Source organism: Chitinophaga sp. (genome assembly GCF_036569185.1).
Classification (GTDB): Bacteria; Bacteroidota; Bacteroidia; order Chitinophagales; family Chitinophagaceae; genus Chitinophaga.
This window is the reverse complement of sequence record NZ_DATCRD010000169.1, coordinates 1-15,799: the sequence shown is the minus strand read 5'-3', so window position 1 is coordinate 15,799 and position 15,799 is coordinate 1. Positions and strand designations below refer to the sequence as shown.

Sequence of the window (15,799 nt, the reverse complement as noted above, 5' to 3'; positions counted from 1 at the left end):
CCGTGCCTTTGGTGGTGAACTGGTGCAATGGCAGGGCCCCGATGGTAGCCAGCTGCTCACCGTGCCCCGCTATAGTTCAGAAGCCCTACTGCCTAATTCCACCTGGCAAACTACCGCCTGGAATAACGGCCGGGAGTATATACGCTCCGCACAAGCCGCCGGTATTGAAAACCCTGTGGGCATGTGCCTGCAGGACGCCGGCTGGCGTAATGGCCCCTGGCTGAAACAACACGCGAAATACGAAACCTGGCGGAATTATATCAGCAATATAGCCAACCACAGCAATACGCCTGTATGGAAAGTAAGCCAGGAAGATATCCAGGTAAGCCTGGTGTGGGGCGCGCAGGTATTGCAACGTATTGCACAACAGGTGAGAGCTGCGGAAAATAAATTGATAAGCGCAGAAAAGTATGCGGCCATCACCGCGCTTTGTGATAACACTTCCTGGCCGCAGCAACAACTCGATACTGCCTGGAAAACCTTGCTGCTGGCTCAGCACCACGATTGTTGGATTGTACCTTACAATGGCCGCGAAGGCGATACATGGATCGATAAAGTACAGCGCTGGACAGATAATACCCTTTCCGTAAGCGATAACATCTTACAAAAAAATAATCAACACAACACCTATATCCGTGCATTGAACACTACCGCGCAACCCCGCGAAGAGTGGGTGCAGTTGCCGGAAGGTACGCAATGGAAAGTGACCAACAGTAAAGGTAAGCCGGTGGAAACACAGCAGGGGCGCATGAAAGCAACCGTGCCGCCAATGGGGTTCAGCATTTACAAATTGCAACCGGCAACGGGAGAGAATAACCAGCCTGTCCGCGAAGAAAATCATTTGCTTCAGATAGAAACAGATCTCTACCGCGTGGAAATAGACCCTGCAAAGGGAGGCGTTATTACCAGCCTGGTAGTAAAAACTACCGGCAAGGAAATGGTGGACAAAAAAAGCCCTCGCGGGTTCAATGAACTGAGAGGATATTTTTACAATGAAAAAGCCTGGCGCTCCAGCATGGATACCACAGCCACCGTGCACATCAGGGAAAGTAACAAGGCAGGTACGTTTGTAGAGATCAACGGCTTCATTGCCGGTCATCCTTTTACACAGCAGGTGATATTCACCAACGGCCAGCGCAGAATTGACATGAAGGTGAAAATAAACTGGAAAGGCAATCCCGGTATAGGCGCCTATTCACAGGCAGATGATTACAGTGCGGAGGCATATCATAAAGCATTCTACAACGACAGCTGCAAACTGCAGGTATTGTTCCCGCTTCATCTTACCAAACAACAACTAAGCAAAGACGCCCCGTTTGATGTGACCGGCAGCCGCCTGGAGAATACCTTTTTCAGCAGCTGGGATAGTATTAAAAACAACGTGATCCTGCATTGGGCGGATGTAAGTGATGGCAACAACGGCATGGCCCTGTTTACCGATCATACTACCAGCTATGTGCATGGAAAGGACTACCCGCTGGGTCTTACGCTGCAATACGCCGGCAGGGCGCTCTGGGGCCGTAATTATGATATCACCGGGCCAACGGCAGTAAGCTATGCCATTGTGCCTCATCAGGGCAACTGGGAAACCGGCGGCATCAGTAACGAAGAAACAAGCTGGTGCGAACCATTGCAGGTGCTGCCTTCAGCCGGCGGAAAGGATTTCTCATTGCTGGCCCTGCAGGATAAGAACTGGCAGGCATCCACATTGCTGATGGATGGAACAGACCTGCTGATCAGGTTGTATAATCCCGGTGGCAACAACAGCGAAAGTGTGCTCACTTTCAACGGCGCCACCACGGCTGCTTTGATGGAACAACTGGATGGCACTGCCGGCAAAGTCTTACCACAAAGAAAAATATCCGGTAAAACCATCATCCGCCTGGCCATACCGCGTTTCGGTATCCGCACCATCCGGCTGAAAAATGTATCTGTAAATTATTAAACTACTATAATGAAAAAGCTATTGTATTCTTTCGGGTTAAGCCTTGCTACTTTGTTGGCGCAGGCGCAGGTAAAGCCCTTTCAGCAAAACGACCGCGTGGTGTTTACAGGTAACAGCATTACCGAAGCAGGCGCCTATGTCTCTTACATTTATCTCTACTATATGACTCATTTCCCCGGTAAAAAAATGGTGATCATGAACGGGGGAATAGGGGGAGATAAAGCATCTGATATTTACCGTCGCCTTGAATATGATGTGCTGGGCAAAAAGCCCAGTGTGCTGGTGCTTACATTTGGAATGAATGATACCGGTTATTTTGAGTTCAACAATGCAGATGCCGGTAAAACCGCAGCTGAGCGCATCGCCGCTTCCCGCCGCAGTTACGGACAGATAGAACAGCGGCTCCTGCAATTACCGGCTATACAAAAAGTGCTGATGTCTTCATCGCCTTATGATGAAACCTCGAAGTTCAACACGAATATATTTCCCGGTAAACATAAAGCCATGCTGGAAATCGTAAAATTCCAGGAAGAGGCAGCCCGGAAGAATAACTGGGGCTTTGTGGATCTTTTCCGTCCTATGACGGCCATTAATGAACAACTGCAACAAAAAGATTCCACTTTTACCATGATCGGTTCCGACCGCATACACCCCGGTAACGCAGGCCACCTGGTAATGGCTTCCCTTTTCCTGAAAAGCCAGGGCCTGAGCGGCAAACCAGTGGCGGAAGTACATATCAATGCCGGCAGCGGTAAATTGCAGCAGGCGGTAAATTGCAATGTCAGCCAGCTGAATGCATCTGCCGGTAAAGTGAGTTTCGGTTACCTGGCCGCTTCATTGCCTTTCCCTATAGATACAGTAGCCCGCATTTGGGGCAACAGCCAGAAACAATCTGATGCGCTAAACTGGATTCCTTTCATGGAAGATTTTAACAGGGAAATATTACAGGTAGATGGATTATCTTCCGGGGAGTATACTTTACTGATAGATGGTCATGCGGTGGGTAGATGGTCTGCCGGCGCATTTGCACAGGGCATCAACCTGGCTACTGTGCCGCAAACGCCGCAGTATAAACAGGCATTGTCTGTAATGCAGCTCAACCTTCGCCGTGCGGAAGTAGAAAGCCGTTTCCGCAGCTACTACTGGGTGCAGAGCAACTTCTTTGATAAAAAGCATTTACTGATGCAGGATGATGCCGCTGCGCTGGATAGCGCCCGCGCCTATACGAAAACAGACTGGGCGCTGCGCCATCATGAAGAAGTTTACGAAACCGCCATGTACAAAGAGCTGCGTGCTGCATGGCAACAGGAAATTGATACGATCATTCGCCTGATCTACACTATCAATAAACCTGTGCTTCACAAAATTGAGATCGTTAAATTGTAAAGATGAAAATTACTGCGTTCCTATTTTTTTCAGCTCTTTTCTCAGCTGCTGTTAACGGGCAGGCCCAGGGCCCGGCTGCATACGTGAATCCTTTTATAGGCGCCAGCACCAGCGAAGGCGCAGCAGGTATTTATCACGGCCTGGGGAAAACTTTTCCCGGCGCAGCCACGCCTTTCGGAATGGTACAGCTCAGTCCCAATACCATTACCGGCGGCGATAACGGCTCCGGGTACAGCTATGAACATACCACCATAGAAGGATTTGCTTTTACACAAATGAGCGGTATCGGCTGGTTTGGCGACCTGGGTAATTTCCTTGTAATGCCCGCCACCGGCCCATTGCAAACGGCTGCCGGCAGGCGGCAACACCCGGAGGAAGGCTATCGTTCTGCCTATTCCAAACAAACAGAAAAAGCCAGCGCCGGGTATTACGGCGTTAAATTAACGGAGCACAATATCACCGCGGAAATGACTGCCGCGCCGCATAGCGGCATCATGCGATTTACTTTTCCCGCCGGGAAGCAGTCGCGCATCCAGATTGACCTGGCCCGCAGGGTAGGAGGTACCTCCACCTGGCAGGAAGTAAAAGTGATCAACGACAGCACCATTGCCGGTTACATGCAATGCACACCGGAAGGCGGCGGTTGGGGTAACGGTGATGGGAAAGCCAATTATACCGTTTACTTCTATGCGCAATTCAGTAAACCGCTTTCCAACTACGGTACCTGGAGCGCAGACATCCCGGACGGATGGTCGCGCAAACGCGAGGATGTGGAAAGCGCCCGCTACCAGCAACAGATCGCAAACGCAACTGTAACGCCAGGTACGAAAGAGAAAGCAGGAAAACATCTTGGCTTCTACACGGAATTTACCACCACGGAACAGGAGGCAGTACTGCTGAAAGCAGGTATTTCTTTCGTAAGTATTGAAGGCGCTAAAAACAACCTGCAAACGGAAATAAAAGACTGGAATTTTGACGCGGTAAAGCAACAGGCATTTGATTCATGGAACAAAGCCCTGGGAAAAATGACGATCACCGGCGGCACGGAAGAGGAAAAGAAAGTATTCTACACAGCACTGTATCATACCATGATTGATCCCCGCAATTTTTCCGATGTGGATGGAAAATATATAGGGGGAGATGGAAAAGTACATGCCGTTAAAAACTTCAGCAAACGTACCATCTTCAGCGGATGGGATGTATTCCGCAGCCAGATGCCGTTGCAAACCATCATTCATCCACGGGTGGTGAACGACATGGTAAATTCGCTGGTAACGCTGGCAGATGAAACCGGCAACCAATACCTGGAGCGCTGGGAATTCCTGAACGCCTACAGCGGTTGTATGATCGGTAACCCGGCCGTATCTGTAATGGCGGATGCCTGGGCGAAAGGTATACGTGGATTTGATATCAATAAAGGGTATGCCTTTGCCAAAAATTCCGTGGAGAAATTTGGCAACGGCAGCAAAGGATATTCCACCGGTGGATTAAGCGTGTCGCTCACTTTGGAATATGCTTATTTTGATTGGTGCTTAGGTAAACTGGCCGCCTCACTTGGAAAGAAAGAAGACGCAAAAATATACCTGTCCCGTGGCGCCAATTACAGGAATGTATTTGATACGGCGAAAGGCTGGTTCCGCCCCCGTAACGATGACGGCAGCTGGCAACCCTGGCCGGCAGATGGCCGCATGCAGCAGGGCTATGGTACTATTGAAAGCAGCCCTTACCAGCAAGGCTGGTTTGTGCCGCAGGATGTACCGGGCATGGTAGCCCTCATGGGTGGAAAGGAAAAAGTACTGGCCGACCTGGAGACGTTTTTTGAGAAGGTACCGCAAAACATGATGTGGAACGATTATTACAATCATGCCAATGAACCGGTGCATCATGTACCTTTCCTGTTCAACCGCCTGGGCGCTCCCTGGCTCACCCAGCAATGGACCCGGGAGATCTGCGCCCGCGCCTATCATAATTCCGTGGAAGGACTGGTAGGAAATGAAGATGTAGGGCAGATGTCGGCCTGGTATGTACTGGCGGCCAGCGGTTTGCACCCGCTATGTCCCGGAAGTCCCCGGTACGAGATCACCAGCCCGGTGTTCAGTAACATTACTATCTCTCTTGATCCTGCTTATGCAAAAGGTAAACAGTTTGTTATTACCGCCCGTAATAATTCACCCGCCAACCGCTATATCCAGCGTGCCTGGTTAAACGGGAAACCATATCCTCACTGTTATATTAATCATGCTGATATTACCGCCGGCGGAACCCTGGTACTGGAAATGGGTAGCCAACCGGCAAAGCATTGGGGAATTAAATAAAAAAATTAAAGGAAGGATGGCGGTACCGCTTTTCTAAGGTGTCAGTACCATAGGGACTAACAGTAACCAATCAGAAAATATCCCGGGTCGCCCCTGCTGCAGATGACTGCTTCTGCAGACAGGGGACGGCATGCCACGTATGTAAATTTTATCACCAAAAAGCCGGATGCAAACACGTATTAACGTTATGAAAATGAAATTCGCATTCACTGCTCCTGTATGCCTATGCATAGGAATATTTACCCTGGTTTCCTGTGGTAAAAAGAACTTCCTGGACCAGACGGAAACGACTAACCTGGACGAGCAAACGGTATTTTCCGACAGCGCCCGCACAGTAGCTTTCCTTACCAACATTTATATCGACATCGGTTTCGCGGAAAGCGCTACCCGCTTTGGTAACGGCGGCCTCGATGCTTCCTGCGATGAAGCCGAGCCCCAAAAATCCGCTACGGTTACCACCTCTATCCAGTTTGCCACGGGCACGGTTAATCCTTCCATCATCAGCGCCGATGCCTGGAATACGCCCTACACTAATATCCGCAGGGTGAACCAGTTGCTGAAGCACCTGCCCGGCTCGCCCATCCCTTCGCATATCCGCAACGTGATGAGCGCGGAAGCACGCTTCCTGAGAGCATGGTATTATGCCGATCTGTTAAAACACTATGGCGGTATTCCACTGATCGGCGACTCGGTGTATAAAGTGGAAGATAAGATCCCTGCTGTGCGCAATTCCTATAAGGAGTGTGTGGACTATATCGTATCGGAATGTGATGCCGCTGCGGCGGTATTGCCGCTGGTAAGGATCCGGGAAGACTATGGCCGCGCCAGCGGCGGCGCTGCTATGGCGCTGAAAGCAAGAGTACTGCTGTATGCGGCCAGCCCGCTCTTTAATGGCGGTGGTATCAATAAAGCGGATGCCGCCACCTGTTACCCGGATAATGTACCGGAGCGCTGGAAACTGGCCGCCGATGCAGCTGCCGCGGTGATGAACACGGCTGCGTATTCCCTGAATGAAGACAATACCACTGCACCGGGTTATGGTTTTTATAAAGTATTTACCCTCCGGGTGAATCCAGAATATATCCTCGCTAAAATGCAGGGCGGTAACCGTGAACTGGAATCGGCCTGGCAGCCACCATCCAGGAATGGCGCCCAGGGCGGCTTTCCTTACCAGGATTTTGTAGACGCTTTCGGTATGGCCAACGGTAAAGCCATTACAGATCCTTCGTCCGGTTATGATGCTGCCAATCCATACAGCAACCGCGATCCCCGTTTGGCTTACTCCGTGATCCGCGACCAAACGCCGCTGATACAGAATACCGGGCTGAAAGAACCTGTTAATATTTTCCTGGGGCCCGATGGCAAAGGCGTGAGCCAGGATGCCGTACATGCGGGAACGCCCACCGGTTACTACACCAACAAGATGCTTGACGAAAACATCGCGGCGAACTTTATACACGGTTCCCAACGCTGCTTCCCGCTGATGCGATACGCAGAAGTATTGCTCAACTACGCCGAAGCACAGAACGAATACGCAGGCCCGGTGGCCGAAGTATATAACGCGGTAGCGCTGGTGCGTAAACGCGCCGGGTTATCGCCTTACGAGCTCCCTGCAGGGCTTTCCAAAGAACAGATGCGGGAAGCCATTCACGCGGAGAGAAGAGTGGAGCTGGCTTTTGAAGGCCATCGCTTCTGGGATGTAAGAAGATGGAAAATAGCTGCACAAACGGAAAATAAACAGATGACCGGCATGGAAGTACGACGCAACGGCGCTAATGTAACCTATACCATCTTCCCGGTACGCAAACATAATTTCCGCGATGCCATGTACCTGTGGGCTATCCCCCAGGGCGAAACAGCCAAATCTCCTGAGCTAAAACAAAATCCATCCTGGTAAAAAGTAAAAATATGAAATCAAGATTCCCGGTATGTTTACTGATGCCAATACTGGTACTCATCATCAACTCCTGCCACCGCAATGAAATAATGGTGCCTGAGCCGGTAAAAGATATTGCCGGCGAATGGCGTATCGTTAAGGCCGTCCGCAATGGTGTGGATATCACCACGCTCACGGATTTCACAAAGTTCAGGATCCGTTTCACCACCGATCTGCAATATACCATCGAAAATCCACTGCCTTTTGTAGTCAGCAAAAACGGCAGCTATTCGCTGGATGATCCCAAATATCCTTTCCGGATCAGCTTCAGTCAAACAGGTAACAGCGCACCGGTCAGTACTACATTTTCCTACCCGGTGGTAAACGGCAAACGGAACATGAGCTTTTCGTTCAGCCCCGGTTGCACCGCCAATACTTACCTCTACACTCTTGAAAGATTAAATCCCTGATCCAACACAATGCAACGCGTTATGAAAAAATATACTTACGGTATCGTCCTGTTCCTGCTCCTGCTGGCCGGTTGCGTATTCCTCGACGGTGTGGACCAGCCCTCCTCTGCAAAAGCAGACCAGGAAATGACCATCACTATGCATAACCGCATCGATGTAGCGGATGGAGGGCGGTCGGGCGTAAGACTGATCGTTGGCTTCCTGGCGCCTAAAAGCTGGGCCGCCGCCGCTAATGCAAAGATCACTTTTACCACTCATTCATATGGCAACGGTAAAATGGTACCGGTGCCTTCAACGGTTACCGTTAGCGGAAAAACATGGCCGGCTGCGCTGAAAGACCGGTTTGGCATGGGCGGCAACTATATGACAGACGACCTGGAATGGGTAGTGTTCTGGACTGAGCAGGCCTATAATGTGCCACAGGGCGTAAAAGATAACATCGATGTAACGATGGTAATTAAGCCCGGCCCGGAAAATATGCAGTTTAAAACCGGCTACTTCCTGGGCACCAGCAGCGATGGGCTCAGCGATGTATTCGGCTCCAATAACGTATATAAGTGCCAGTTCAAAGATTGCTTCTCCATAACAGATGGCCAGGGCGATCTCATCGATTTCTGTAACCCGCAGATAGCGGCAGTAACGCCAGGATCGGCTACGGACAATGATTTCCTCACCATGAGCTTTGACCCGGAAGTAGTGCAAACCGCGCTCAATGGCGTAAGCAATATTTACCTGTGCGCAAAAGGTTATACCAGCAACGGGCAGGTACTTGAAGTATGTACGCAAACAGACGCCTCAAAACTGAAAGCCTACACCGGTAAAAAATCCGCTATCACCATCTGGCCCCGGGCATACTTCAACCTGCAGGAAGGGCAAACACTGGAGAAGATCGAGTACTTTTTTACAGATGTCAGCGGTGCGGTAAAGGTTGGATTCGGCAATACCACTGCTCCTTTCGTGTACACATTCAAATGTCAATAACCTCCGTTCCATAAAACTGATACAATGGCTCACAGCTACATTAAAAAATATATCCCAGCCTTTGCCTGTTTTGTACTCGCGCTATGCGGGAACGCGCAGGCACAGCAAACCGGCGCTATCTCCGGCAGGCTGATAGATAATTATGGCCAGCCGCTCGCAGGGGTCGCCATCTTCATAAAAAATACCGGCGACAGTACCAGCACCAATGCGAATGGCGCTTTTACCATACGCGCTGCCAGGAATACTACCTTGGTTTTCCGGCATCCCGGTTACAGGGAAATAGAGCAGAAGGTACAGGACACCGCTATCACCCTGCGTATGGATGAACTGTTTATCCCTTTGCCACAACGTATCCCTGTGCTCTACGGGGAAGCATCTGTGAAAAGTTCAGTAGGCTCTATCGCAACGGTATATACCAACCAACTTTCTACTACGCCAGCTACCTTGTATGCCTATGCGTTGCCCGGCCGTTTGGCGGGCCTGTACACACAGCAGGTAAGCGGGTTCCGGAACCCGGGTACCACCAATAATTTCGATGTGGATATCTTCATCGGCAATATTCCAAAACCAGGCGCATCAGAACCGAACGATAATACCGAAATGAATTTATCGTTACGGGGGCAGGTACCGGTTACTATTGTAGATGGTATACAACGGGATCTCTTTTCCATAGACCCGGAAAATATTGAATCCATTTCTGTATTGAAAGATGGGCTGTCTACTATTATGCTGGGGCAGCGCAGCTCCCGCGGCGTATTACTGGTAACCACCAAACGCGCCCGGGCAGGTAAACCCCGCGTATCTTTCACCGCGCAAACAGGTATTCAGCAGTCGCTCTCCCTGCCAAAGCCATTGCCCTCCTGGCAATACGCTTACCTGCTGAACGAAGCCCTGCAGAATGATGGTAAGGAACCCTTATACAAAGAAGCTGATTTTATCGCTTTCCGCGATCATTCAACACCTTATACTCACCCGGATGTAAACTGGTACGATGCGGTGCTGCGTGATAACGCGCCCATGTCGCGCTACAACCTGAACATCAACGGGGGCGGCAATACGGCGCGGTATTCTGTATCGCTGAACTATACCGGTCAGCAAGGCATCTTCAATACTTCTTCTGCCAATAACTATAATACCAACGCCGGGCTGAAACGTTATCTTATCAACACGGATGTGAATATCGATGTGAGCAGGAATTTCAATGTAGGCATGCAGCTCTTTGGCCGTCTCCAGGAAGGAACACAACCCGGTGCAGGCATCGGTACTGTATTGGGCGGTTTGTTGTCCACACCCAATGGCGCCTATCCTGTTTATAATCCCAACGGCAGCTGGGGCGGTACCAGTAACCTCACCACCAACCTCTTATCGCAAACGCTCAACAGCGGTTATATCCAGGACAACAGCAAAGACGTAATGGCTAATGTGGACCTGCGCTATAACCTGGGCGATTGGCTGCCGGGGCTTTCTGTAAAAGGTAAGGGCAACCTGTCTATTCAATCAGCCAATGCGATAGACCGTAGTAAAAGAGACCTGGTATACAAAGTGTCCATCGACGAGGAAGATACGCTGTATACGAAGTATGGCAGTGCTATGGCACAGCAGAATAATTTCATTTCCGTTTTTAATGCACAATACTTTTTTGGCCAGGTATCACTGAACTACGACCGGCAATTTGGACGTCATGGCGTGAATGCCGTAGTGCTGGCAGATACCAGGCAAACTATCTTTAATTATGACCTCCCGGGTAAGTCTACCAACCTGTCCGCTAAAGTGGCCTATAGTTATGCAGACAAATATTTCATAGAAGGCGCGGTTAACAGGAGTGGCTTCAACCGCTATCTGCCCGGCAAACAATATGGTAACTTCTTCGCAGGAGGTATCGGCTGGGACCTTGCACAGGAAAGCTTTCTCAGGGAAAACAGCCACTGGCTGAACCAGTTGAAACTGCGCGCTACCTATGCACATACCGGTAATGGTATTGATAACTCAGGCTATTACCTCTGGCGCCAGGACTTCAGCGAAGACAATGGCATAGGCGGTGGCATTTACTCCCAGGGAACGGCCCGTTCACCAGCTTCGGGCTTTAAGGAGAACGGCCTGGCCAATGTGAATATCTCCTGGGAAACCGCCCGCAAAATGGATGTGGGAATGGATGTTTCCCTGTTTGGTAACAAGTTGCAGATAACCGGCGATTATTACCACGACCGTTATGAAGATCTTTTACAGATACGTGGAAAAAGCATCGCGCTGTCCGGCGCCGCTTACCCGCCGGAGAATATCGGTATTAACCTGTACCAGGGCGGGGAACTGACCGTTACCTACCAGGGCAGGGTGAAAGACTTTAATTACTTCATCACCGCCAACGGTAGCATAGAAGGCACCAAAGTGGTGTTTATGGATGAGCAGCGCCGCGATTATGAGTGGAATAAAAGAACAGGGCAACCGGTAGGCATGCGCTTTGGCTATATCGCCGATGGATTTTTCCAGAGTGCCGAAGAAGCCGCAGGCAGCGCCACCATCGCCGGTTACAAACCATTGCCCGGCGACATACGTTACAAAGACCTGAATGGCGATGGCGTTATCAACCAGTTTGATGAAGCGCCTATTGGTATTTATAGGCCACGCATTTATTACGGTGTTAACGTGGGTTTTTCCTGGAAAGGAATAGAAGCCAGCGCATTGTTACAGGGCGTAGCCAACCGGGTGAATTATATAGATAACAGCGCTACCGAAGCAGGGTTCCAGTTTATGAATTTTACCTATGGCCAGGCGTATGAGCAGATCACCGGCCGCTGGACGCCGGAATCAGCGGCTACGGCTACCTACCCGCGTTTAACCGCCGATGCCAATAATACCTATAACAAGGTATCATCGTCCTTCTGGATCCGCAACGGCAATTACTTCCGGCTGAAGAATATAAACGTTGCGTATAATCTTCCTTACAGGTGGACAAACCGCGTGAAGCTGGGCAGCGTAAAAGTGTTTGCCAATGCACAGAACCTGTTTACACATGCAGCATATGATTTTGTTGATCCTGAAGTAGGCGTAGGAGCGTATCCTATCCAACGGGTATTGAACACAGGTATCAACATAAAATTCTAAACAAAGCATCATGAAATATTTCCGCATATTGATCTTCCTGGCCGGCTGTATGACTGCCGTTATCAGCTGCAGGAAAGATTACGAAGTTATTCCGCTCGAAAAGGTAACCATCGAGTATGTATTTGACCAGGATGATTCACTGGGCACATACGCCAATAAATTCCTCAACAGCATTTATTCCAAACTGCCCGGTGGCTACAACCGGGTAGGCGGCGACCTGCTGGATGCTGCATCTGATGATGCTATCTCCGGTTTGGTGGGCACTTCCTCCGTGTCGCAACTGGCAACAGGCGCTTATACCTCTTACGCTGCTATCGCAGATGAATCGCCCTGGAACAATTGCTACGCCGCTATCAGGGCTGCCAGTCTTTTTGTATCCAACATCGATGTATCGCCCGTAAAAGAAAAATTACCCAACGGCGCTTCCATCCGTTACGCCTGGAAAGCAGAAGCCCGCTTCATCAGGGCGTTGTTTTATTTTGAGCTGCTGAAACGCTATGGTGGTATACCGTTGATGGGAGATAAGGTAAGGGAATTGGGAGATGATGTACAGATACCACGCAGTTCTTTCGCCGACTGTGTGAACTATATTGTAAACGAATGCGATGCTATTAAGGATAGTCTACGGCCTAATCCTGTAGTGGCGCCGGAGCTGAACAGCCACCGCGCTACCAGGGGCGCTGCGCTGGCATTAAAAGCGCGTGTGTTGTTATATGCTGCGAGCCCCTTGTTCAACGGGCAGAATATAGAAGCGGGCAATGCGCTCACAGGATACGCCAGCTATGATAAGGAACGCTGGAAGCTGGCGGCGGATGCAGCCCACGACCTGATCAATGAAAAGACTTTTTCGTTGCTGCCCAATTTCAAAGATGTATTTATTACCCAAAACAACAGTGAAGTGATCTTCTTCCGCCAGGGTGGAAACTCTACTGAAATTGAAAGTGCCAACGGGCCGGTAGGTTTTGCAGCAGTAGCGAGAGGGCGCACCAATCCCACCCAGGAACTGGTGGATGCATTTCCTGCCGGTAACGGTGTGCCGATCACTGATCCCGCATCGGGCTATAACTCCAATAATCCTTATGCCAACCGCGATCCGCGGCTGGCTATGACCATCCTGTACAACGGCGCCCGATGGCTGAATACGGAACTGCAAACATTTGAAGGCGGGCAGAACAGGCCGGGTGGAGCAGAACCCGGTACCAAAACATCGTATTACCTGCGCAAGTTCATGGGCAACTTTGAAAACGCTACACAATACAGCAATACCAGCCATGACTGGATCATACTGCGCTACACGGAAGTGCTGCTCAATTTTGCGGAAGCAGAGAATGAATACAGCGGCCCCACTGCAGCTGTATACCAGGTGCTGAAAGACCTGCGCGCCCGTGCAGGCATCGCCCCTGGCGATAATGGTATGTATGGCCTTCGTGAGAATATGACAGCAGATGAGATGCGTAATGTAATACGCAATGAAAGAAGGATAGAACTGGCTTTTGAAGAGCACCGCTTCTGGGACATCCGCCGCTGGAAAATTGCACAGCAGGTATACAGCAAAGCGTTGCATGGTATGAGCATCGTCAAGGAAGGACCGGGCTTTAATTACAATGTAGCCGAGGTGTTCAAACCTGTTTTTGCTGCGCCAAAAATGTACCTGTACCCGATCCCTTATGACGAAGTGGTGAAGAACGATAACATGCGCCAGAACCCAGGCTGGTAAAGTCATATCCCTTACAAGAAATTTAACTGACTGAAGATGAAAAATATAATACTGTTTCTCCTGCTGCTGCTCCCTGCACCGTTCCTCGCAACGGCCCAGCAAAGAATTGTAAGCGGTACGGTAAAAGATATGAACGGCGTATTGCCCGGCGCTTCCATTTCGGAAAAGGGCATGCCTGCCAACGGGGTGATAGCCGATGCCAACGGCCGGTTCAAACTCACGCTGAAAGGCACATCGCATACACTGATTGTAAAGCTCATAGGCTTCTCCGCCCAGGAAGTGGATGTGGCCGGCCGCGACGCTGTTGATATAGTGTTGCAATCGTCCACACAAGGCATCGATGAAGTGGTGGTAGTGGGATTCAATACCGCTAAACGTATCACCAATACCGGTGCAGTAAGCGCCATTACCGGTTCGGAAATCAGGAATGTGCCTACGGCCAATGTGCAGAATGCGCTGATGGGTAAACTGCCGGGATTTGTGTCGCAGCAACGTTCAGGTCAACCGGGAAAAGATGCGTCGGACTTCTTCATCCGTGGTGTCAGCTCGCTGAATGCAGATGGCAATAAACCGCTGATCATTGTAGATGATATTGAATATTCTTACGACCAGTTACAACAGATCAATGTAAACGAGATCGAAAGTATTTCCATTCTGAAAGATGCATCTACCACAGCCATCTATGGTATCAAAGGAGCGAACGGTGTACTGGTGGTATCTACCCGCCGTGGTAAAGCCGGGCTTCCACAGGTGAATGTGCGCGTAGAGTCCGGGCAGCAATCGCCTGTGAAAACGCCGAAGTTCCTCAACTCCTACGATGCGGCTACACTGGTAAATGAAGCCTACAAAAACGATGGTCTCGCGCCTAAGTTCACAGCGCAGGATCTTGAACTGTTTAAAAGCGGCGCCGATCCTTACGGGCATCCTGATATCAACTGGTACGATGCGGTATTTAAAAAGCATGCTTACCAGGCCAATACCAACGTGGATGTTTCCGGTGGTACGGATGCCGTGAAATACTTTATCTCCGGAGGTTTCCTTACGCAAAACGGGTTGGTAAAAGATTTCTCTGATCCAAGGAACGAGGTGAACACCAACTACTTCTTCCGCAGGTATAATTTCCGCTCCAATCTGGATATGCGCGCTACCAAAACATTAACGATGCGGCTGAATCTCACTACCCGCTTTGGTGATATTAACCAGCCCAAATCGGCCAACGTGGTATCGGAAGTATATAACTTTGAGAAGATACATCCTTACTCTGCGCCAATGATGAACCCCAATGGCAGCTATGCTTACGCAGCAGATACAAAGGATGCGTTGCCAACCCTCAACGCAAGGCTGGCTAACGGCGGTTACAGTCGCACTAAAAGAACGGACTTCGATGTGCTGTATGATATAACGCAGCAACTCGATTTCCTCACGAAAGGATTATCGCTCACCGGCCGTATCGCCTATGGCGGCATAGAGCAATACGCCAGGAACCTGTTCCGCGAAGCGGAGCCGCCTTCTTATCATTACAACCCGGCCGACCAGTCGTACACCCTCGATCCGCGCGGCAACTATCGCCTGCAGAAGTACCGGGTTACAGGCAATACAGATCTCTATAGCCGGAATGTAAATACACAGGCTTTCCTTAGTTATAACCGTGTTTTCGGCGATCATTCGTTTAACGGGCTGGCCCTGTATAACAGGCAAAGCTATACGTCGAAGGCTGATATTCCTGCTAATTTCAGGGGTTTCTCCTTTAAAGTGGGTTACAACTACAAACAAAAGTACCTGCTCGACTTCAACGGCGCCTACAATGGGTCCGACAGGTTCCAGGCGAAAAAGCGTAACGGCTTCTTCCCGGCTGTGGGCGCAGGCTGGAGCATCTCGGAAGAACCCTTCTTCAAAAATAATATCTCCTTTGTAAGCCTGCTGAAAATACGCGGATCATATGGTGTGGTTGGTTCAGATGTTACTTCGGGCAACCGTTACCTGTATCGCCAGGAATATGTAAATGGC

9 protein-coding genes are annotated in these 15,799 nt (G+C 50.1%); all 9 read left to right on the top strand.

From position 1 onward, the window contains the following. On the top strand, window positions 1-1,945 hold a 1,945-nt coding region (locus VIM72_RS12670), incomplete at its 5' end, for a glycoside hydrolase family 38 C-terminal domain-containing protein (protein ID WP_332003198.1). Window positions 1,946-1,954: 9 nt separating this feature from the next. Next, complete coding sequence (locus VIM72_RS12665) at window positions 1,955-3,331, top strand: SGNH/GDSL hydrolase family protein (RefSeq protein WP_332003197.1); 1,377 nt, start codon at window positions 1,955-1,957, stop codon at window positions 3,329-3,331. Between the two features lie 2 nt (window positions 3,332-3,333). After that, window positions 3,334-5,646, top strand: a complete 2,313-nt coding sequence (locus VIM72_RS12660; protein ID WP_332003196.1) for a GH92 family glycosyl hydrolase — start codon at window positions 3,334-3,336, stop codon at window positions 5,644-5,646. A gap of 187 nt (window positions 5,647-5,833) precedes the next feature. Next, window positions 5,834-7,543 carry a RagB/SusD family nutrient uptake outer membrane protein gene (locus tag VIM72_RS12655; protein ID WP_332003195.1) on the top strand — a complete coding sequence of 570 codons (1,710 nt, stop codon included), beginning with the start codon at window positions 5,834-5,836 and terminating at the stop codon, window positions 7,541-7,543. Between the two features lie 11 nt (window positions 7,544-7,554). Further along, the gene (locus tag VIM72_RS12650) at window positions 7,555-7,992 is read left to right on the top strand and encodes a DUF5004 domain-containing protein (protein WP_332003194.1); all 438 of its coding nucleotides are present in this window, start codon (window positions 7,555-7,557) and stop codon (window positions 7,990-7,992) included. Window positions 7,993-8,013: 21 nt separating this feature from the next. Then, window positions 8,014-8,973 carry a DUF4961 domain-containing protein gene (locus VIM72_RS12645; protein ID WP_332003193.1) on the top strand — a complete coding sequence of 320 codons (960 nt, stop codon included), beginning with the start codon at window positions 8,014-8,016 and terminating at the stop codon, window positions 8,971-8,973. A 24-nt stretch (window positions 8,974-8,997) separates the two neighbouring features. Next, complete coding sequence (locus tag VIM72_RS12640) at window positions 8,998-12,075, top strand: SusC/RagA family TonB-linked outer membrane protein (protein WP_332003192.1); 3,078 nt, start codon at window positions 8,998-9,000, stop codon at window positions 12,073-12,075. A gap of 10 nt (window positions 12,076-12,085) precedes the next feature. Continuing rightward, a complete protein-coding gene (locus VIM72_RS12635) occupies window positions 12,086-13,792 on the top strand; it encodes a RagB/SusD family nutrient uptake outer membrane protein (protein WP_332003191.1) in 1,707 nt (568 codons plus the stop codon). Between the two features lie 36 nt (window positions 13,793-13,828). Next, on the top strand, window positions 13,829-15,799 hold a 1,971-nt coding region (locus VIM72_RS12630; protein ID WP_332003190.1), incomplete at its 3' end, for a SusC/RagA family TonB-linked outer membrane protein.

Excerpts from the sequence above, each read along its gene's own strand:
- VIM72_RS12665 (WP_332003197.1), top strand. The coding sequence starts at position 1,955 with ATGAAAAAGCTATTGTATTCTTTCGGGTTAAGCCTTGCTACTTTGTTG.
- VIM72_RS12660 (WP_332003196.1), top strand. The coding sequence starts at position 3,334 with ATGAAAATTACTGCGTTCCTATTTTTTTCAGCTCTTTTCTCAGCTGCT.
- VIM72_RS12655 (WP_332003195.1), top strand. The coding sequence starts at position 5,834 with ATGAAAATGAAATTCGCATTCACTGCTCCTGTATGCCTATGCATAGGA.
- VIM72_RS12650 (WP_332003194.1), top strand. The coding sequence starts at position 7,555 with ATGAAATCAAGATTCCCGGTATGTTTACTGATGCCAATACTGGTACTC.
- VIM72_RS12645 (WP_332003193.1), top strand. The coding sequence starts at position 8,014 with ATGAAAAAATATACTTACGGTATCGTCCTGTTCCTGCTCCTGCTGGCC.
- VIM72_RS12640 (WP_332003192.1), top strand. The coding sequence starts at position 8,998 with ATGGCTCACAGCTACATTAAAAAATATATCCCAGCCTTTGCCTGTTTT.
- VIM72_RS12635 (WP_332003191.1), top strand. The coding sequence starts at position 12,086 with ATGAAATATTTCCGCATATTGATCTTCCTGGCCGGCTGTATGACTGCC.